14 protein-coding genes are annotated in these 21,090 nt (G+C 65.3%); 8 read left to right on the top strand and 6 right to left on the bottom strand.

The genetic code is table 11. The features are described from left to right. Nucleotides 1-164 precede the first annotated feature (164 nt). Nucleotides 165-3,092 (bottom strand): cadherin domain-containing protein, encoded by a 2,928-nt coding sequence (locus VT84_RS21065; RefSeq protein ID WP_082840892.1) that lies wholly within the window; start codon nt 3,090-3,092, stop codon nt 165-167. Between the two features lie 482 nt (nt 3,093-3,574). On the opposite strand from VT84_RS21065, the gene VT84_RS21060 reads away from it, so the two are divergent. The 3 genes from VT84_RS21060 to ung all read left to right on the top strand — a co-directional run bounded on the left by VT84_RS21060 (nt 3,575) and on the right by ung (nt 7,524). After that, nucleotides 3,575-5,956 (top strand): vWA domain-containing protein, encoded by a 2,382-nt coding sequence (locus tag VT84_RS21060; RefSeq protein ID WP_162271791.1) that lies wholly within the window; start codon nt 3,575-3,577, stop codon nt 5,954-5,956. A 214-nt stretch (nt 5,957-6,170) separates the two neighbouring features. Beyond that, the gene (locus VT84_RS21055; RefSeq protein ID WP_082840890.1) at nt 6,171-6,401 is read left to right on the top strand and encodes a hypothetical protein; all 231 of its coding nucleotides are present in this window, start codon (nt 6,171-6,173) and stop codon (nt 6,399-6,401) included. A gap of 304 nt (nt 6,402-6,705) precedes the next feature. Continuing rightward, complete coding sequence (gene ung, locus VT84_RS21050; protein ID WP_082840889.1) at nt 6,706-7,524, top strand: uracil-DNA glycosylase; 819 nt, start codon at nt 6,706-6,708, stop codon at nt 7,522-7,524. 135 nt (nt 7,525-7,659) lie between these two features. Here ung and VT84_RS21045 read toward each other — a convergent pair whose 3' ends face one another. Both VT84_RS21045 and VT84_RS21040 read right to left on the bottom strand, forming a co-directional pair. Next, complete coding sequence (locus VT84_RS21045; RefSeq protein ID WP_082840888.1) at nt 7,660-9,360, bottom strand: sensor histidine kinase; 1,701 nt, start codon at nt 9,358-9,360, stop codon at nt 7,660-7,662. Nucleotides 9,361-9,418: 58 nt separating this feature from the next. Next, nucleotides 9,419-11,050, bottom strand: a complete 1,632-nt coding sequence (locus VT84_RS21040; RefSeq protein ID WP_157469675.1) for a hypothetical protein — start codon at nt 11,048-11,050, stop codon at nt 9,419-9,421. A gap of 374 nt (nt 11,051-11,424) precedes the next feature. Here VT84_RS21040 and VT84_RS21035 point away from each other — a divergent pair, with 374 nt between their 5' ends. Beyond that, nucleotides 11,425-12,453: a DUF6263 family protein gene (locus VT84_RS21035; protein ID WP_052560857.1), complete on the top strand. Its 1,029-nt coding sequence runs from the start codon at nt 11,425-11,427 to the stop codon at nt 12,451-12,453. Nucleotides 12,454-12,566: 113 nt separating this feature from the next. Further along, nucleotides 12,567-13,439 carry a dTDP-4-dehydrorhamnose reductase gene (gene rfbD / locus VT84_RS21030; RefSeq protein ID WP_052560856.1) on the top strand — a complete coding sequence of 291 codons (873 nt, stop codon included), beginning with the start codon at nt 12,567-12,569 and terminating at the stop codon, nt 13,437-13,439. A 388-nt stretch (nt 13,440-13,827) separates the two neighbouring features. Here the strand turns inward: rfbD and VT84_RS21025 are convergent, their stop codons facing one another. Then, nucleotides 13,828-14,313: a hypothetical protein gene (locus tag VT84_RS21025; protein ID WP_052560855.1), complete on the bottom strand. Its 486-nt coding sequence runs from the start codon at nt 14,311-14,313 to the stop codon at nt 13,828-13,830. Nucleotides 14,314-14,477: 164 nt separating this feature from the next. Between VT84_RS21025 and VT84_RS21020 the strand changes: the two genes are divergently transcribed. Next, nucleotides 14,478-16,118 carry an ArnT family glycosyltransferase gene (locus VT84_RS21020; RefSeq protein WP_082840886.1) on the top strand — a complete coding sequence of 547 codons (1,641 nt, stop codon included), beginning with the start codon at nt 14,478-14,480 and terminating at the stop codon, nt 16,116-16,118. 123 nt (nt 16,119-16,241) lie between these two features. Here VT84_RS21020 and VT84_RS21015 read toward each other — a convergent pair whose 3' ends face one another. Together VT84_RS21015 and VT84_RS21010 are read right to left on the bottom strand one after the other, a co-directional pair. Next, a complete protein-coding gene (locus tag VT84_RS21015) occupies nt 16,242-17,003 on the bottom strand; it encodes a sensor histidine kinase (protein ID WP_082840885.1) in 762 nt (253 codons plus the stop codon). Between the two features lie 424 nt (nt 17,004-17,427). Further along, entirely contained in the window at nt 17,428-18,144 is a 717-nt protein-coding gene (locus tag VT84_RS21010; RefSeq protein ID WP_052560853.1) for a histidine phosphatase family protein, read from the bottom strand. Nucleotides 18,145-18,299: 155 nt separating this feature from the next. Between VT84_RS21010 and VT84_RS21005 the strand changes: the two genes are divergently transcribed. Then, complete coding sequence (locus tag VT84_RS21005; protein ID WP_082840884.1) at nt 18,300-19,925, top strand: S41 family peptidase; 1,626 nt, start codon at nt 18,300-18,302, stop codon at nt 19,923-19,925. A gap of 280 nt (nt 19,926-20,205) precedes the next feature. Beyond that, nucleotides 20,206-21,075 carry a fumarylacetoacetate hydrolase family protein gene (locus tag VT84_RS21000; RefSeq protein ID WP_052560851.1) on the top strand — a complete coding sequence of 290 codons (870 nt, stop codon included), beginning with the start codon at nt 20,206-20,208 and terminating at the stop codon, nt 21,073-21,075. The last annotated feature ends 15 nt before the right edge of the window (nt 21,076-21,090 follow it).

Here is a 21,090-nt window from a genome sequence, read left to right as displayed (position 1 = left end):
CAATCGAAGCGGTCCGTCCGGAGCGCCTCCACACGCCCCGGAAATATCCGGGGCGTGCGGAACGACGGTTCAGGAGCGGGGAGGGGCAAAAAATCCCTCCCCGCTCCTGAACCGTTGACGTTCTAATTTATTGGCGGCGAGGGCTTTCTGCCCTCGCCGGGGACTCAGGCGCCGCCGACGTCGGTAACGGTGACGGCGATGGTTTGGGTGTCGGTCAGGGTGCCATCGGACACGGTGACGACCAAATCGTAGACGTTGTCCGTGCCCGTGTCCCCCGGGGCCTCGAAGTCGGGGGCGGCGAGGAACGTCAGTACGCCGGTCGAGCTGTTAATGGTGAACAGGCCCATGTCCGCGCCGCCGGTGATGGAGTACGTCAGCGTGGTGCCGGCGTCGACGTCGGTGGCGGTGACGGTGGTAACGGCGGTTTGGTTCTCGGCCGCGTTGATGGCCGCGTTCGCTCCGCCCCCGTTGCTCGTGATGACCGGGGCTTCGTTCACGTTGGTCACCGTGACCGCGATCGCTTGCACGTCGGTGAGGGTGCCGTCGGACACGCGCACGATGACGTCATAGACGTTGTTGGCACCCGCGTCGGTCGGGGTCTCGAAGTCCGGTGCGGCGACGAAGGTGAGCACGCCGGTGGTGGCGTTGATGCTGAACTTCGCCGCGTCCGCGCCACCGATGATGGTGTACGTCAGTGTGTCCCCCGGCAGGTCGGTGTCGGTAGCGGTGACAGTGGTGACGGCGGTCTGGTTCTCGGCCGCGTTCACCGCTGCCGTTGCCCCGCCCCCGTTGCTCGTGATGACGGGGTTGTTGTCGTTGACCCCGGTGACGGTGACCGAGATGGTCTGGGTGTCGGTGAGGGTGCCGTCGGACACCTGCACGATGACGTCGTAGACGTTATCGGTGTTTGCGTCGGTCGGGGTCTCGAAGTCGGGTGCAGTGACGAAGGTGAGCACGCCGGTGGTGGCGTTAATGGTGAACTTCGCCGCGTCCGCGCCGCCGGAGATCGAGTACGTCAGCGTTTGCGCCGGCAGGTCGGTGTCGGTGGCGGTGACAGTGGTAACGACGGTCTGGTTCTCGGCCGCGTTCACCGCTGCCGTTGCCCCGCCCCCGTTGCTCGTGATGACGGGGTTGTTGTCGTTGAGCCCGGTGACGGTGACCGAGATGGTCTGGGTGTCAGTCGCGGTGCCGTCGGACACTTGCACGATGACGTCGTAGACGTTGTTGGCACCCGCGTCGGTCGGGGTCTCGAAATCCGGGGGGGCGATGAAGGTCAGCACGCCGGTGGAGGCATTGATGCTGAACTTCACGGCGTCCGCGCCCCCGCTAATGGAGTAGGTTCGCGTGGCGCCGGCGTCTTCGTCGGTAGCGGTAACGGTGGTGACAGCGGTCTGGTTCTCGGCCGCGCTCACTGCGGCCGTTTCCCCGCCGCCGTTACTCGAGATGACGGGCGCGTCGTTGGCGTCGGTGACGGTGATGCTGAGGTCTTGCACGTCGGTGAGGGTACCGTCGGAGACGGTCACGGTCACGTCGTAGACGTTGTTACCGCCCACGTCGGTCGGGCTCTCGAAGTTCGGGGCGGCGAGGAACGTCAGCACGCCGGTGGTAGCGTTGATGGCGAACTTCGCGGCGTCGGGGCCGCTGATGCTGTACGTGCGAGCGCTGCCGGTGCCCACGTCCGCGTCGGTGGAGGAGACGGTGGTGACGGCGGTCTGGTTCTCGGCCGCGTTGATGGCCGCGATCGTGCCGCCGCCGTTGCTCGTGATGACCGGCGCGAACTCGCTCACCCCGGTGACCGTGATCGAGACGTTCTTCGTCGCGGTGAGGAACCCGTCGGACACCTGAACGGTGATCTCGTAGACGTTGTTGGCGCCCACATCGGTCGGGGCCTCGGCGTCGGGGGCGGCGAGGAAGGTCACCACACCGGTGGCGGCGTTGATGGCGAACTTCGCGGCATCGGCCCCGCCGGTGATGCTGTAGGTCAGCGTTTGTGCGGGAGTATTCGCGTCGGTCGCGGCGGTGGTGTAGGCCGCGGTCTGGTTTTCCGCGACGCTCGCCGTTGCGCCGGAGGTAATGACCGGGGCGACGTTGGGGTTGGACGGCGCGGCGATCGCGGTCACCGGCCGGCTGGAAAACGCGCTGCTCAGCTCCGCGTGCGTCACACCGTCGAAGGTCTTCAGGTGCGCGGTTCCGGAGGCACCCGTCGCGATGTCCCCGTCCGCGTTGACGCCCACCAGAACCCCGCCCTTGAAGTTCTGGTCGTAGGCGAAGAAGCTCGCGATCTGGTTCCCGTTGGCCCCGCTGAACGCCTTCACGTGCGGGGAGACGCCCGGTCCGGAGCCGGTCACGATGTCGGCCTTACCGTCCCCGTCGATGTCCCCAACGGCCACGTTCACCCCGCCGTTGAACCCGGGGTACGCGAGGAAGCTGCGGAGCACGCTCCCGTTGGCGCCGCTGAACGCCTTCACGTGCCCGCCGGCGCCCGGCCCGGACCCGGTGACGATGTCGGCCTTACCGTCCCCGTCGACGTCGCCCACCGCGACCCGTACCCCGCCCGTGAACCCCTGGTCGTAGGCGAAGAAGCTCGCGAGCTCGGCCCCGTTGGCGCCGCTGAACGCCTTCACGTGCGGCGGGCCGCCGTTCGCCACCGACGCGACGATGTCGGCCTTGCCGTCCCCGTTGATATCACCCGCGGCCACGTTGATGCCGCCGGGGAACCCGGGGAACGCCAGGAAGCTGCGCACTTCCTGGAACGTCGCGCCGTCGAACACCTTGACGTGCGAGGCCGTGGTCGCGGTGCCGGTGATGATATCGGCCACCCCGTCCCCGGTCACGTCGCCCATCGCCACGTTCACCCCGCCGGTGTACCCGCCGGTGTACGCATTCAGCGCCGCGACCGGCTGTTGCGTGGCCGCGTCGAACACGCGCACGATCGGGGCCTCGCCGACGGCCGTCCCGGTGGCGAAGTTGGCCAGGTTGATCCGGTCTTCCAGCACCTCGGTCCAGAACTTACCGCGCGGGGCGGGAGAGGTGCTCCGGGACGAACGGGCGGGCTTGGCGAGCAAGCGGGTCATCCAGCGTGCAAGTTGCATGAGCGAACCTACATGTGTGCGGGAACGGAACCCGCGTCTCGGCCGGGCCGAGGCGGGAGAAGGACACAGGGCGTCGCGCGGAGCCGTTTGTGGGTTCAGGAACAAACACAGGCGACTGCTCGGTACGATCGGCCCTTGAAATCACATCTAAGTAGCCCAACAAGTTAAGTCAATTTGCAACTCGTCGTAAATTGCCCAAAATGTCTAAATTAACAGGCTGTAGGAATTGTGAGGAATAGAAGGAACGTGCGAGATGCAAGACGTGAGACGAGCATCGCACAGGAATCGTGGGTAGTGGCTTGCTTCCGTGAAAATAGGGTTGGTGGATCTGTGATTATTTGGCGAGTGGACACTTAATGTTTCGGACACTCGTGCTCGGGGGACGCGCTCCACCGTCGCGAGATGCGGTTCGCGCTGAAATTGAGTTGGGGCGCCCGGAATCGCGCCAACACGCGGCGGTCGTAGGTACTTACAATGGCATCATGAACGCCATTCTGATCGCCGGGGCCGCGCTCGTCGGGCTGCCCATTCTGCTGCACCTCATCATGAAACAGGAACCCAAGCGGCTCCCGTTTCCGGCGTTCCGGTTCCTCAAACAGAAGCTCAAGACCAACCAGCGCAAGTTGCGGCTGCGGCACTTCATCCTGCTCGCGCTGCGGATGCTCATCATCGCCCTGTTCTGTCTCACTCTCTACCAGCCCACGTTCAAGAGTGACCGGCTCAACATCCGCGGCGAACAGCCGGTCGCGACGGTCCTCGTCATCGACACCAGTCCGAGCATGGGGTACGTGACGAACGACAAGTCGCGGTTCAAAGAGGCCCAGGCGCGCGCGATTGAATTCCTCAAGGAACTGCCCGACAAGTCGCCCGTGGTGGTACTCGAGACGAGCGACCTCAACGCGACCTGGTTGCCGGACGTGGCCGCGGCGCGCCGGCGCATTGAGGAACTGAAGGAACCGCACGGCGGTAACCAGTCGGTGAGTGCCGCGGTTGCCGCCGCGTACCAGCTTCTGGCGAAGGTCGAACAGGAAACCGAGTCCCCCGATCCGCTCCAGAAGCTGGTCGCGGTGTTCACCGACCGCACGGCTTCGTCGTGGGACGCGAGTCGAACCGAGGATCTGAAGAAACTCCGCGAGACCATTCCCAACGACAAGCCCGTTCACGTCGTGTTCGACTTCGGCGCGGACCAGCCCACGAACGTGTCGATTCTCTCCGTCGAAATGAAGCCGCAGGTGATCGCGGAGAACCAGACCGCGAACGTGGTCGTCACGGTCGGCGCGGTTGGTGCCGCGGGGGAGGGCGTCGAGGCCACGGTGATCGCCAAGCCCGTCGCCGGTGTCAGCAAGGCGGACCGCTCGATTAGCAAGGTAGTGACGATCCCGAACGGCCAAACGCGGACGGTCCCGTTCGAGTTCCGCGACCTCAAAGAGGGGCTGAACCAGTGGGAGTTCTCACTGAAGGCGCCCGATAACTTGATGATCGACAACACGCGGTTCCTGACATTCAAGGTGGGGGCCGCGCGGCGCATCCTGACCATCACGGACGACAAGAAGGCCGCGGTGTTCTGGCAGGTCGCGCACATCGTACAGGAAGAGTTCAGTTGCCTGGTGGTCACCCCGGACCAGATCAAGATCGGCGACGGCGGGCAGGCGGTCGTGCAATACACCGCGGACCCGAAGAAGCCGAACGCGCCGCCCGTTGTTGACGATCTCCGGTCGTTCGAGGCGGTGTGCCTGCTCGCGGTGCGCGAGCCGAACCAACCCGCGGGGAGCGGCCTCTGGGACAAGCTGCGCCCGTACCTTCAAACCGGCGGCAAGCTCATCGTCGTGCCCGCGCGCGAGGGCTGGATGAACCTCGTTGATTACAACGAGGGCGCGAGCGACCTGATGCCCGGGAAGTTCACCAAGGTGATCGAAACCAAGAAGCTGAACCCGGCCCCGCCGCCCCAAAAAGCATCGAGCTGGGACGAACCGCGATCCGGGGCGAACGGGGTGACGCTGGTGCTCGACGAGAACGCGCTAAAGCACCCGATGCTCAAACCGATCGAGGGCTGGCGGCAGCAAAAGAGCGACCGCGTGGACGTGATCGCGAACCCGCGCACGACGTGGAAATTCTGGGACGTGACGCGCGACCCGAGCGCCACGGTGGTGGCGCACTACAACGACGCGGAGAAGCCCGAAGCTCGGCACCCGGCGATCCTGGAGCGCTCGGTCCTCGACCCGAAGGACAACAACAAGGCGAAGGGCAAAGTCGTGCTGCTGACCACGCGACTGGACGTGACCCAGAGCACCCCGCCGGACGACTGGAACGACTATTGGACGCCCGAAGGATCGAGCTGGTACGCCGCGTTCCCCAACTTGCTCGTGCGGTATCTTGCCGGGGACACGGCCGACGCGAACTTCAACTACCCGACGGGCGCCACGGTCACCGTCCCGTTACCCCGCGGCAAACTGAACCGCGATAGTGTGGTGATCCTCGAAGGGAAGGGGATCGAGGGCAACGACGCGCTCATCCGCCCCGGGGACAAGCAAACGGACGCCCGGATCGCGCCGCCCAAGACGAACAGCGCGGGCAACTTCTCGCTGTCCGTTCAGAAGGACGACCGCGACATCTGGCGGGACGGGTTCAGTCTGAACGTGCCCCCGGACGAGAGCAATTTGGACAAGGCGCCGCTGGACGCGGTGGAAGACCTTGTGGGCGAGGGCCGCGTGATCCCGGTGACGCGGAACGTGGCCCTGGCGGACCTGCTCAGCGTCACCTTGGGCCACCCGATCGACCTGTTCCCGTGGCTCCTGATCGCGGTCCTCGCGGTACTGGTTGCCGAGGGGTTCATCGCCAACCGCTTCTACCGCCGAGTGAAGTGAGGGGCTGGGGTGATAATAGTCACTTCGCCGCGAGCGAAACACGGCGGGCTACGTACCCCGCATCGCACACAACCCCTCCCCGGGAGGCCCGACCGTACCCCAGCAACCCCCACCCGAACAGAATTGATGGCCGGTCGGAGCCGGTGCTGCGGATTAGCAGGTACAGCGGGCGCCGCCTTTCGGCGCCCGGTACCCCCGAACCGAGGATCGATCGATGACCCGTTTCCGCCCAAGTGTCGAGGCCCTGGACGACCGCGCGCTGCCGTCGGCCGTGTTCGCTGGCCCCGCCGACCCGAGCGCCGGCCACGCGGCGCATTTTGCCTTTAGGACGAGCGAGCCCGCGGGCCAAGCCGACGGCCCGACCGTGCCGGTTACCGCCCGAGAAGCCGCAACCGCCTACTTGCGGATAACACTGAGCGACGTGCTCATCTCGAGCTACAACTAACCACCACCTGTGCTGGAGCGGGCTACATCATCCGGGGCCTCGGGCGCGTGCCCGGCGCGGTGCAGGACATCGACGGCGATCTGTCGGCCCACGCGCCCTACGGTCCTCCCGTTGACCCCACCCGGCTCCCGCTTTACCCGGTGCAAATGCTTCAAAACTTAACTTTTGCTCCCGTCCTCGGGGCGCGGTAAGCACCACGCTTACAGGGCTTCGGGGGACTTTCTTGCTCAGCGGCTTCAACGTGGGATGCACGGGCGCTCGATGGTGGGTAGAGTAACGCCAACACCCCCAACGAGGTCGACGCATGGGCAAGAAGAAGAAAGACGCCGAGTCTGCGTCCCTGTTCGACGAAGAAAAGCCGGCAGCCCAACCTACTGAAGCCGCCACTGCGGAACCGAAAGTCGAAGAACTCCCACCACTTCCGCCCGGCGTACCCGGATTACCGGCCGACCTCGACCCGTCGTGGCGCGGGGCCCTCGACCCAGAAACGCGGAAACCGTATTGGGCCGAACTCGCCAAGTTCGTTACCGAAGAGCGTAAGGCTCACACCGTTTTTCCGCCCGCGCCCGACGTGTTCAACGCCTTCCGCTACACGCCCCTCGACAAAGTGAAGGTGCTCCTACTGGGCCAAGACCCGTACCACGGCCCGGGTCAGGCACACGGGCTGTGCTTCTCCGTCCGCCCGGGGGTAACGCCCCCTCCTTCCCTGCGCAACATCTACAAGGAACTCGAAAGCGACCTCGGCATCGCGCCGGTGAAGCACGGGTACCTCGTCACCTGGGCGCAGCGCGGGGTGCTGATGCTGAACGCCTGCATGACCGTGCGGAAGGGCGCGGCCAACTCGCACGCCGGTAAGGGGTGGGAGAAGTTTACCGACGCGGCCATTCGCGCGGTCAACGACCAGAAGCGGACCGTCGTGTTCCTACTGTGGGGCGCTTACGCGGGGAAGAAGCTCCCGCTCATCGACCAGAAGCGACACGTAGTCGTAAAATCCGCGCACCCGTCGCCGTTCTCCGAGCACTTGTTCTTCGGCACCAAACCGTTCTCGAAAATCAACACCGCACTCGAAGCGGCCGGTGAAGAACCGATCGACTGGCACCTGCCCGAGAAGGTGGAGGAATAGGCGAGCCCCGCCCGCAAGGGTGGTGGGTGTTGTCAAAACGCAACGAGCCCCACCCCGCAAGAGTGGTGGGTGCCCAACAAACACAGCAGGCGCAATGCGGCACTCCGCCTCACCCACCGCCCTTGCGGGCGGGGTTCACTTCACAACCGGGAACCGCACACGGAAGGTCGTTCCGCGGAGCGGGGCGGAGTCGATCTCCAGCGAACCGCCGTGGTGCTCGAGCACCATCGCCACGAACGACAGGCCGAGCCCCATCCCCGCGCTGTAGCCCTCGTAGAGCGCGTTGTCGCGTTTCGTGGTGAAGTGCGTCTTCAGACAGTTCCGGCGCACCTCGTCCGTCATCCCGATACCGTTATCGCGGACTTCCAAAACGACGTGCTCCCCGTCGCGGTGTGCGGACAGATGGATCTCGCCCTTCCAACTCGCCGCTTCGAGGAGCTTGTGCCGGCGCGCGGTCGGGTCGGCTTCGCGCTTGGCCTCGTCGCGCAGGTAGTTCCGCATCTCGAACGTCGCGTCGCGCGCGTTGAACACGAGGTTCTCCACCGCCTGCTGCATGTGTGACACGTCACCCGTGACCAGCGCGGCCCCGGGCGGAACGTCCACCAGCACCGCGACCTTCCACTTGTCGCGCCCCATTTCGGCCCAGGTGCGCTGCGTTTCGCGGAACAGCGCGTACACGTCCATCTGAGTGACCTCGGCGTTTGCCGGGTCGCGCCGCACCGTGCGGAGGATCTGTTGCAGGCGCTCGGTGACCGTGCCGAGCGTGGACTTCACCTCTTCCAGCATCCCGTGCTGTTCGGTGTTGCCGGCCGCTTCCATACAGCGCGTGATGAGGTCGTTGGGCCGCACGAGCAAGTTCTTGATGTTGTGCGCGTAACTCCCGGCCATGATGCCGATGCTCGCGTAGAGCTGCGACTTCATCTCCAGCGCCTCGCGCTCGGCCTCGGCCGCTCGGTTGGTGAGTTTCGCCGCGGCGAGTTCCTGTTCGAGTAACTTGCGGCCGAGTTCCTCGCTGGATCGCTCCAATTCTTGCTGCTTCACGCGCGCCTCAAGCAGGCTGCGTTCGATCAGCTCGCGCTCGACCTGGGCGGCGAGCAGATCCCGTTCCCGGTGCTCGGCCTCGGCCGCCGCGCGCCACTTCTCCAGTTCGCGCGCCTGCTCGCGCCGCACGAACCGCCCCACGACGAACACCGCGATCAGCGTGGTGGGGACCAGAACACCCGTCGCGACCGTCTGCCAGAAGCGGAACTCGTCCTGCTGCTTCTGCATCCGGTTGAACGAGTGGAGCTGGTACACGCAGCGGACGCGCGCGCGGGCGCCCGGGCGGTCCAGGGGCGGCTCGAAATCGAGCGTGCGGAGCTGCGCCTTCGCGGACCCGCCGGGGCGCGGCTTGGGCGACGTCCAGACGATCGGCTCGACGGGGCGCGCGTCGCGCCCGGTCACCCCGGAAAACTCGATTTCGAGCGCGTACACGTTCGGGAACAGCGGGAGCTGCCCCGTGTACATGCGCGTCGGCTCGACCATCGCGCGCAGGTGCTCTTCGAGTTCCGCGCGCTTGTTCTTCACCCGGTCGCCGTGGTCCGGGCCGCGCTCCTCGGTGTCGTGCAGGTCGACGTACTCCCGCACCAACTCGGCGAGCGTCTTGCGGAACACGCGCGTGTTGTCGAGCCACTCGCGCACGTCTGCGCGGTCGGACTCCTCGCCCCAATTCGCGCGCGTCGCGAGAAGCCACGCGAGCAGCCCGACCAGCACGGCCCACAGCACCGCGAGCGGCAGGAGCCGGCCCGCGTACCGCCAGACCGGGAACCGCGGCGCATCAAGCGCGGAAGAACTCATACCGAATTCCGTGGATAGATTCCTTCAGGGGTCGAATACACGCGACACCACACAACGGTTACTCGCCTGGCCCCGCGTCGGTCGGGCGCACGGTCTGAACGACCGGGCGCGAGCGGATGCGGTCCCAGCCCACGCCCGGTTTCCGCGTCCACACTTCGAGTTCCGCGTCCGGGTACGTGACCACGCCCTCGACCCGGGCCGTCGGGCGCAGCACGACCACGTGCTCCCCGGACCCGCTAAGGCGGTTCCCGGACGGATCAAAGAACGTCGGTGTGAGTGCCCGGAACCCCGCGGCGAGCGCGTCCGGCCCGGCGATCACGTGCCCGGTCCCGTCGGGGTACGCGCCGCGCGCGACCGTGCGCACGAGCGACGAGAACAGTTGAATGTCCTCGGTACTGTTCTTCACTTCGCCGGGCTTCGCGGGCGGAGCGAGTTCGTACCCCGGGGGCGGGGGCGGGTCACCGGGTTCGTCCCAGTCGAACGGGTTGGTGTGCGTGAACAGGACCAGCGGGATCGGTACCGAGCGCACGGGCCACGCGAACTCGCCGTCACGGAACAGGGCGTTTACGGGGATGCCGTCCCCTGTCACCGCGACGAGGCGCCGAGCGGCACCAGGGTTACCCTGGGCCAGCGCCCCCAGTACCCGCCGTGCGGGGGCCGTGACGGTGGGGATCACCAGAACCGTGCGCTCGCCGCGCTTCGGGAAGTGCGGGTGCGCGAGCATGTGGTCGACGATATGCGCTTCGTAGGGATTCGGGCGCGCGAACCGACCGGCGCTGAACGGCACGAGGTTCGATTCGACCCCGAGGCGCGGGCGCCCCGGGATGGTGCCTTGCTCGGCGATCGACTCGCGGAACTGGAGGGCCAAGTCGAGCGAGTACGGGTCGTCCTTCCACGAAACCGCGAACGCCTGAACCCGCTGGGCTTCGCCGGCGAGTTCCGCCAACCAGGGCAGCATCGCCCACCCGCCCCCCGACGCGCCGGGGACGGCCCGCAGCCCGGGCCACACCGCGGGTCCGGGGCGGAGTGTCGCGTCGCTGAACACAAAGTCCGTGACCGCCGCGGCCATCTGCTTGTTCGTGAAACAGAACCGGAACGAGCGGTCGTAGAGTTCGATGAGCTTGGGCGGTTGATAGTCGGCCTGGTAGTTCTCGCCCTCTTTGTCCGGGTACACGAAATCGGCGGTCGCGGTGGAGAGCAGCAGGAGCGGCTTCTGGCCGGGCCATTCCACCCCGGCCATCGCTTCAGCGAGTTCGCGCGCGCGGTCGCTGGACCACCCGCCGACGATCGCGAGCGGGACCGGGGTGCGGGCCGCCAGTGCCTTGATCCACGCCGTGGTCGGCGCGTAGTTGGTCACCTTGTACCAGCGCACGCGGATCTTCCCCGCGAACCCGTCGCGCGAGAGCACGACTTCCGGCACCGCGGTCGTGCGCGTCGGGAACGCCCGGGAGTCGTCCACGCGCAGACCGGACGGGGCCGTGCTCATCTCCGCGCGCTTCATCCCCCACACGAAGTTCTCCCACGTATCGGTGGACGTGGGGATGTGCAGCCACGCGATCTCCTGGTCGCCGCTCGGCACCGGGCGCGGTTCGGCGACCTTCGAGTCGAACCACCCGGACCGGCCCAGCAGCCAGGCGCTGACCAGGACCACGATCAGCACGCCCAGGACGAGCGGCCCGCGCCGTTGCATGTTGAGCGCCTCCATGACGAGATGCGACCACCTCACTGTACCGGGCCGGGCCACTGACCCTTCCACCCGCTCGTTACACTCGCGATTCGTCCGAGCGCGTCACGCGCCGACGGGTGTCCCCGAACAGGTTGTGCCCGCTCCGAATTGAAGCAAATGCGCCCGCGCGACTTGCGAATGAGCATTTCGGATCGGAAGTGTGACACAATCCGCGGCGCGGCGGAAGGCGAGTTCGCGGACCGCTCAAGCACGTTCGACGAGCGGCAACACCGTTTTCTCCAACACACTTGCTTCCCCCGGCGGTGCGGGTAGAACAACCGGAACGTCAATCCGTTGTCCCGGCCGTGCCGGGGATTCCGGCCCGTAGGAGATCATCCGTGCTCCGCACCCGCTTCGTCGTTGCCGCGCTCCTGGGCGTTACCATTGCCGCCCTCGTCGGCGCGCAGGACCGCAAGTTCGAGCTGAACTTCGGCGCCAAGGACAAGGACGGCAAATACACCCCGTACTACCAGGAAGTGACGACCGAAGTCACCCAGATCATCAAGGTGCAGGGCCAGGACCTCACCCAGAAGCAGAAGAGCGTCTTCTGGTACCAGTGGACCCCGATCAAGGAAGAAAAGGTTCCGGAGGGGAAGGAAGAGTTCACCAAGTGGACGGTGAAGCAGAAGATCGAGGGGCTGGAGATGAACATCGATATCTCCGGTAACCCGATCAACTACTCCTCGAAGAACGAAACCTCGGGCGCCGCGGGTAACCCCGGCCTGGTCGAGTTCTTCAAGAGCCTGAAGGACAGCGAGTTCACCGCCACCCTGGGCAAGAACTACAAGGTCGAAAAGGTCGAAGGCAAGGACGACTTCGTCAAGAAGCTCGGCGCCGGCAACCAGCAGATGGACGCCCTGCTCAAGAAGGTGATGACCGACGACGCCCTCAAGGAAATGGTGGACCCGACCGCCAAGCTGTTCCCGGACGGGGCGAAGAAGGTCGGCGACTCGTGGGAGAAGAAGACCAACCTGAACCTCGGGCCGATCGGCAGCTACGAGCTCACCTACAAGCTGAAGTACGCGGGCGTCGACAAGGACAAGGACAAGCTCGAAGTCGAGACCGTGATCGTCTACACCGCGCCGAAGGAGAACCCGGAAGGCCTGCTGTTCCGCATCAAGGAGGGCAGCAAGCTGACCAGCGACCCGGCCAAGAGCAAGGGCACGGTGATCTACGACCCGAAAGCCAAGCGCATCGAGTCCGCCGAGATCAACATCGGCCTGAAGGGTGACCTCGTCGTCGTGATCGGCGGGACCGACACGCGGGTGGAACTGACCCAAGAGCAGAAGACGGTCATCAAGACGCAGGACAAGAGCTACCTCGAAAAGCCGGTCGCTCCCGTAACGCCCCCGGCGCCGCCGAAGTAACGTTCGCGCGAACGCGACCACACCCGCCCGGCCCCCGCGCCGGGCGGTTTCGTTTCTACCAACAGATCAAGAACGTCTGGGGCGAAAACCCTGGACCCGCGGGAGTTCCCTCAATGAAGATCGCCGTTCTGGGCGCGGCCGGGCAACTCGGGCGCGACCTGTGCCCGCGCCTCGCCGCGTTGGGGGAAGTCGTCCCGTTGTCGCGTGCCGAGATCGACCTCGCCCGGCCCGGTACAATCGCGCCCGCAGTTGCCGATCTGCGACCCGACGTGTTCGTGAACTGCGCGGCGTACAACTTGGTGGACAAAGCCGAATCCGAGCCAGAGGTGGCGTTCGCGGTCAATGCGTGGGGCGTCCGGGAACTGGCCGCGGCGTGCGGCACTGCCAACGCGAAACTAGTTCACTTCAGCACCGACTACGTGTTCGGTCTCGATGCCGATCGAACCACGCCATTGAGTGAGGACGATGCCCCTGGGCCGGTGAGCGTTTATGGGCTGAGCAAGCTCACGGGTGAGTTCGTCGTGCGCGCTGCGGCGCCGGGCAATCTCGTGATTCGCACGTGCGGGCTGTACGGCGTCTGGGGCAGCGGCGGGAAAGGTGGGAACTTCGTCGAGACAATGCTGCGAATCGCGAAACAGGGAAAACCTCTGCGCGTAGTAAACGACCAGCACTGCACACCGAGTTACACCGCAGACGTAGCCGATGCCACCGTTCAACTCCTCGAACGCAATGCGACGGGCCTCTTCCACGTAACCAACAGTGGTGCGTGTACTTGGTACCAACTCGCGGCGGAGATCTTCCGCCAAAGCGGGCTACACGCCGACCTTACGCCGATCACGAGCGCGGAATTCAGCGCCCCCGCGCAGCGCCCACCGTACAGCGTCCTTTCGACCGCGAAACTCACAACCCACGGCGTTTCCACCCCGCGCCCGTGGAGCGAAGCGCTCGCGGCTTATCTGAACGAACGACAGGCCCGCAACAGTTAACCCCTCGCACGCAGCGACTTTTCCTGCGCAACGACGCGGGCCGGGAATTGCTCCCCGGCCCGCGGTATTCCCGTGTTGTTTACTTCCCAACCTGAGGTGCGGAACGCTCACAGCAACGCCCGAGTAATTAACCGGAGGCCTTGAGCGGAACCACGATCCGCGGGGTCGTTCCAGACCGCTCAAGGCCTCCGGTTAATTACTCGGATAGTGGTGCTGGAACAGCGTTCCCCGCGATGAGTGCGGCGGAGTGTGCTCGGACGACGCAACATCGTCCTGTCGCAGAGCGACGAGCTAAATCAACCACGGGAATAATGTTAGCGTAACCAAGCGCCGAACAGGGTACAAGCAACTTCGCGCTTCTGTATCCGGCTACACCCCGCGGGTGCAACTACGGCTTCTGTGGCTCACGAGTGAATGTGAGCACTCGACGACCTCGATTTCGCCCTTTCTCCGGGTCGAACGATTCAGGGCACTCTTCCTGAAATGACATATCCTGAACAATTACGAGCGTGTCGCCTTCGAGCTTAAAGCGAACTTTGAACGGCTTCTGCTCCGGCTTACCAAGCATATACAGGCATTCGGCCTCCGACCCCAATTCGAGCTTGGGGGGCTGGGTTGGAGACGGCTTCCCGTCACTCATCATGATCTGGTAACCATCTTTGATTTGGAGCCCCAGTTTCGGGGCGTTTGGGGTATCGAGTTTCGCCATAAGTACGCCCTCTGGAGTGGACGCACTGGCGGACTTCAGAACCCAGATTCCCTCAAGTTGCTTCAGTGTGTCCCGTTTCACCAGTCCCGGAGGAACTGGTTGATCGGCCGCTGGCGCAGAACCGATCATTCCGAACAGAACGATCAAACTGAGCGAGAGGCGCATGTGTGTACCTCAAGTGTCTGCCCACGAATCGTCTCACCTGATTATCCACGGCCCTCCTATCTCGCAAGTCCGCTCTGCTACCGCCCCGCGCTCCGGCTTGACGGGCCGGCGCAGTTTGCCTATCGTCCGCCGGCGCGAATTGCGCGGCCTACGGAGCGCAGCAGATGAGTTCCTCAGTCGGTGGACGTCTGGAAGCAGTCGCCCGGGAGCGGTCCCTGTTCGGCCCGGACTACCTCCGTCTGGCGGCGCTCGTGTTGGTCGCGGTCGCGGTCCACGCCTGGCTCCTCGCGCACACCGCGCTGACCGCCCGCGACAGCCTCGGGTTCGCGCGCCAGGCGCTGTGTTTCGAGACACCTTCGGCTGTGCCGCACGAGGACGGGCGCCCGAAAAACATGGTTGACCTGATCCGCACGTCGGAGCACCCGCCCGGGTACCCGCTCGCGATCCTGGCCGTTTATAAGGGGTTGAGCTGCGTTTCGGACGCGCCCGTTGCGGACCGCGCGCTGCTCGCCGCACAACTCGCCAACGCGCTCGCGGCCGTCCTGCTCGTGATCCCGACGTACCTGATCGGGCGCATGCTGTTCGGCCGGAACACCGGGTTCGCCGCCGCCTTGCTCTTTCAGGTGCTACCGGTCCCCGCGCGAATCACCAGCGACGGCCTCACGGAAGGCGTGTACCTGCTCTCAACGACCATTGCCGTAGCACTCGCGGTTCGCGCGGTGATGGTTCCCCGCATTAGCGCGTTCCTGCTGTGCGGTCTCGCGACCGGGATGAGCTACCTCGTGCGCCCCGAAGGGTTGATGATCGCCGCCGGCCCCGGGGCCGTGGCGCTCTGGCTGGGGCTGGCGCGGCGGTGGCCGCGTGACCGGGCCTTCGGCTGCCTCTCGGCGCTCGTGATCGGTATGTGTCTCGTCGCCGTGCCGTACATGGTTCTCATCGGGAAGCTCACGCACAAACCGGCCGGGAACGAGTTGCTGAACCCGTTCGCGCCGGCGCGTCAGATCCACTACGGCGCCGTGGCCGCTCCGACGACGGCCGCCACCGGACCGCTGTTCGCGGAGTGGTGGAACGACGAGAAGGATAGCGGGAAGTCGAAAACGGTTTGGGGCGTTCAGGCGGTGTTCAAGGAAGTGAGCAAGAGCGCGAACTACGCCGTTTGGCCGCTCGCTCTCTTAGCGATTCTGGCCCTGCGCCGGCGGTTCGCGGCCGAAGCCGGGCCGTGGGTACTGGTCATCATTGCCGCGTGTAACTTCTTGATCCTGCTGTACCTCGCGACCCGCGTCGGGTACGTGTCCGAGCGGCACACGGTGCTCCTCACGCTGCTCGCGTGCCCGTTCGCAGCGGCGGGGCTGCCGCTCCTCGCGACCGGGATCGGGCAAATCTTCCCGCGCGTGGAACGGTTCGGGGTCCGCGTAACGGCGGCGGGGCTGTTAGTCGCGCTGGTCGTCGCGTCACTCCCGTTCGCGCTCAAACCGATGCACCCGAACCGCGTGGGACACAAGCACGCGGGCCACTGGCTCGCGGCCAACATGAAGTCCGACGAGGCGCTCATCGACCCGTTCTGCTGGGCCGCGTGGTACGCGGGGCGCACGCTCTACCGGCCGGACGGCTACAACCCGCCCCAATCACGCGCTACGTACATCGTGCTGGAAAACAAAGCCGGAACGCCGCACTCGCGGCTCCCGGTGCTGCCACTCGCTCAAGAGCAAGCCACGCGACCGGGCGCCCGCGTCGTCTACCACTGGCCGGAAAACGTCTCGAAAGACAACGCGATCGTTCACGTCGTGAAGATCGGCGAGGATTGAGATTTTCCCCCTGGGACCGCGGGCATCCTGCCCGCGGTCCCAGGTTCGGTCAGATGCGAGACATCCCCAAAAGCAGGAACACGGGCTTAGTGCCCGTGTTCGTTTCTTACACGCCTAAAAACCTTATTCCGGGTCGTCGATGAGGCGCTTCGGCAGCTTCACGGTGAAGGCCGAGCCCTTGCCGACCACGCTCTCGACGCGAATGCGCCCGTGGTGCTGCTCGATGATCTGGCGACACACGCTCAACCCCAAGCCGGTCCCACCGCGACCGTACTCGTCGGGCTGTTTGGTGGTGTAGAACGGCTCGAAGATCATCCGGAGCTGGTCCGGTGCGATGCCGAGACCCGTATCGGACACCTTGATTTCGGCCGTATCGGTCTCCGTGTTGTCGCGCACTTCGATCTTCAGCCGCCCGCCGTTGGGCATCGCCTGGCGCGCGTTCAGGATCAGGTTTACCAGGATCTGCTCGATGTGCCCCGGTACTACCCATGCCATCGGGCGCGCGTGAAACTTCGTCTCCACGTGCACGCGATTCTTCGACAGATCCTTGTCGGTGAGGATCAGCACCTCTTCGACCAGTTGGGCGATGTCGCAGTGCTGGCGGTGCGTGGCACCCTTGCGGGCGAACCCGAGCATCCCGCCCGCGATCGCCGCGGCGCGCTGGCCGGCCTTCACGATGCGCTCGAACGCGACCTGTTTGTCGGCCGGGTTCTGGTTCCGGCTCCCGAGTTTCGCGGAGTTGATGATGGTGGTGAGGATGTTGTTGAATTCGTGCGCGATGCTGGACGCGAGTTCGCCGACACTGCTGAGCCTCTGGGCTTGAAGTAACTGTTGCCGGAGCGCCTCGGTTTCACTGACCGGAGCCAGCACGTCTTCGCTCGTCATCGATTCCACTCCCCTCGGCCGTGTCGCTCGCCGCCGTTCCCCGGACGCCGCGAACCGCGCACGAACCGCGTTCCCTGTCGGCACCGCGGTCCCCGTCACGCCGATCGCCCCTGCCCCCGGCGATCCCCGCCCCGAACTCGGTCCCGGGCGTGCGTGTCTGGTCCGCTCGCCAGTGGTATCGACTGCACCAATGAGAACACTTCATACGAACCGCACAATCAGAACTGAGAAGCAGGTAAAAGGAAAAAGGAGAAAGGAAAAACTGAAGCCGTGAACGCCCAATTCGCCACGAACGCTCCAACTTCTCACCCGTTCCGACACCGGGCACAACAACCAGTGCTCGGCGAGGTCCACGGGCGCTTTACTCAAGTCTTTTCCTCTCAGCTTTTCCTTTCTCCTTTCTCCTTTTTCCTTACGTGACGTGTCATGCCTCGGTCTTCTTCACCCCGACTTCCTCGAAGGCCGCGTTGACGGCAGTCACTTGCGGCGGGACGACGAGGATCTGGCGCGGCGCCCAGAGATCATCGTCGGGAACGAGTTCACTGACCGCGAGGTTGACGACACGACCAATGGTGTTCCAGTTTGTCGGGCCGTACCCGCGCAGGAGCGAGAGCAGCAGCACCTTGCACACGACGCCGTGGCACACGATCACGACGCGCCCGCCCGGATGTGCTGAAACCACGCGGTTGAACGCCGGCAGCGTGCGGTCCCGCAGTTCGTCGAACGACTCCATGCCGGGAAACGAGTAGGCCGTGTTCCCGCTCACCCAGTGGCGCGTCGTTTCGTCCCAGATGTGATCGGCCTCCGCACGCGGTTTGCGCGTCAGCGGCCCCACTCGGCGCTCGTGTAACCGCGGCTCGAACAGGTGCGGCACCCCAAGCGCGGATGCGATAGGAGCGGCAGTTTGCTTCGCTCGCAGCATCTCGGATGACACAATCACCGTCGGCTTCAGCGCCGCGAACCACTCGATCGCGGCCCTCGCTTGTCGGTGGCCGTGCTCGCCGAGTTCGATGTCAGATTCCGCACCGTGGAACATCGTCGGCGCGGCCGTCTCCGCGTGCCGGACGAGCCACACTACGGACGCGCGCTGGGGATCCGTGGTTTGGGACGGTGCGGGCAATGTTCGGTCTGCTTCACTCATAAGTTCGTTCCGTGAGGTCGACTCGTCTCTAGTTACGAACGGCGCCTTGTGGTGGAACGGAAAAGAAGGGAAACTGAATACTGTCCGCGGTTTGCCCAAATTCCGCCCCACAACTCCCGATTCGCTGCCCAGCCAACACAATTCACGGAGGGGTCATGGTCGGGACCGCCACACTCGGGCTGATGCTCCTCGCCCCAATTGCTCCGGTCCCCGCACAGCCCGCGGTCCCCGCGAACCAAGTCGAACGCACCCGGGCACAGGAGTTCGCGCGCCTCGTATACAACGCGGCCGATCAGGTCGCGTCCCGGTACGTCCGCCCGGTCGAGGTCAAGGAACTGATCGAAGGAGCGGTCCGGGGGCTTTACGAAGAGTGCGGCACGACCGTACCGGATCGGGTCGCCCAGGCGGTTCGCGACGCGAATGGACACAACCTCCTGAACGTGCTCGTGGACGTGCGGTTGCTCCTGGCGAACCAGCCCGCGCTACGCGGCCCGCGCGCGCTGGTTGCGGCGGTCAACGGGTTCCGGTACGCCACCGAACCGGCGTGCCAGCTCGCCAGTCCGCGTGTGAATGCGTTCGCGTCCGCCGACATGGATTTCGGCATCGGGATCGAGTTGGAGGGGGTAACCGGAACCCCGTGGCTCATCTACCAGGTGGAGTACAAGACCGCGAGCGGGTACTACGCACCGGTCGGCTGGCTCGAACCGCCCCTGCGCACGGACGCGATCCCGACCCCGGCCGGTTCTCTGTGGCGCGTCAAGCGCGTCATCCCCGACAGCCCGGCGCAGAAGGCCGGCGTCAAAGTCGGCGACGTGATTACGCACCTGAACCGGACCGAGATCACGGCCGACAACGCGAACAAACTCTTCGGCCCGTTCGCGCTCCCGCCCCGCATGATCGACCCGCAAACCGGAGCGGAGATCGTACCGGAGCGGGTGCTCACGTTCCGGCGCGCGGGGGGGAAGTCGTTTACAGTCAAAATGACGGGCGAAGCGTACACGCCCGCGAGCGCCTTCGGTGTGATTCGCAACGAAGACAAGTGGGACTGTTTACTCGACCGCGAGAACAAGATCGGGTACATCCGGCTCGACCCGGTGGAGTCCGGGCTGGACGCGAAAGTGGCCGAGATGCTCGCGGACCTCGACCGTAAAGGGGGCCGCGCGCTGGTCCTCGATTTGCGATGGTGTCCCGGCGGGTACGTCGAACCGAGCGTGCGCATCGCGGGCCTGTTCCTGCCGAACAACGCGCCGATCGCCCAGATGAAGTACCGCAGCTCACAGGGTTTCGGGGACGTTGATACTGATTACCGCAACACCGACGGCCCGGAGCGCCCGAACAAGTACCCGCTCGTGGTCCTGGTCGGTAACGAAACGACCGGTGGGGGCGAGCTGATCGCCGCGGCCCTTCGGGACAATAACCGGTGCGTGCTGATGGGCCAGCGCACGGTCGGCCGCGCGTCCATCCAGCACATCATCGAGATCGGGTTCGGCGGGCTGAATTACAAAGTGACGACGGGCGAATCGTTCCGCCCGAACGGGAAGTCGCGCCAGCGGAAACCCGACAGCGGGCCGACCGACGATTGGGGCCTGAAGCCGGACGAGGGGTTGGAAGTGCCGATCACCAAAGACAAATCGGCCGAACTCCGGCGCTGGGCCGAGCAACACGCGCTGCGCCCGTTCGACAGCACCGAGGGGCTCGATTTCGACGACCCCGCACTCGACCCGTACCGGCTCAAAGCCCTCGATTACCTGCGTAAGAAGCTCAATAAGCCGAACAAGTGAAGGCGAGCACGCACCGTTAGGCGAACGGCCGGTGTGAGCCGGCTGGTGGTCATTCGCTGACCGATGAACAGCGCACAGCGGGGGCACCGCCGACCGGCTCACACCGGCCGTTCGCCCACATGTACACAGGCTCCCACACTTCGCAACAACCGCACGAACAGCCCCACCGCGTTTGTCCCACTCATTAGAAGCACACAGCCCCACCGGTTCCGTGAACCGCCCTTCCCGACTGCGCCCGGAACCATTGAATATCCTCTATCCCTCACCCAGAGTGCCGCTAATGAAGCTTGCTACGATCCTCACGCCCCACGGCCCCCGGGCCGCTCTCGCCGTCGCCGACGGGTACATTGACCTGCACGCGACCGATCCCGGCCTGCCCACCTGTGTTAAGACCCTTCTGGCCGCGTCCCCCGCGGTCCGCAAGGCCGCCAGCGAAGTCGCGTCCAGCAAGAACGCCGTCAAGTACGCGGCCAACGCGGTAAAGCTCCTCCCGCCGGTCCCGCAACCCGGCAAGATCCTGTGCATCGGGCTGAACTACCGCGACCACGCCATTGAAGGCGGGAAGGCGATCCCGACCGAGCCGGTCCTGTTCGGCAAGTTCCCGAACACCCTCATCGCCCACGGCGAGCCGATCGTTCTGCCGAAAGTGGCTCAGAAAGTGGACTACGAGGCCGAACTGGTCATCGTCATCGGGAAGACCGGGAAGAACATCCCGAACACCGACGCGGCGTTCGAGTACGTGGGCGGGTACACCGTGGGCCACGACGTGAGCGCACGCGACTGGCAGTTCCGCGGCGAAGAGAAGCAGTGGATCATCGGGAAGACGTTCGACACGTTCGCCCCGACCGGCCCGGTCCTCGTGACGGCCGACGAGCTGACCAACCCGCACAACCTGCAAGTTCAACTGCGATTGAACGGCGAGACGCTCCAGAACTCCAACACCAAGGAGTTCATCTTCGGCGTGCCGCACCTACTGTGGTTCCTGTCGCAGGTGATTACGCTGGAACCGGGCGACCTGATCTTCACCGGCACGCCCCCGGGCGTGGGCATCGCGCGCAAGCCGCCGATCCTGCTGAAGGCCGGCGACGTGGCCGAGGTCGAGATCGAGGGCATCGGCACCCTGAAGAACCCCGTCGTCGCGGAAAGCTAAGCCCCGCACGAACTT

It is taken from the genome of Gemmata sp. SH-PL17, from assembly GCF_001610855.1.
GTDB lineage: Bacteria > Planctomycetota > Planctomycetia > Gemmatales > Gemmataceae > Gemmata > Gemmata massiliana.
This window is presented reverse-complemented; position numbering and strand designations above follow the sequence as displayed.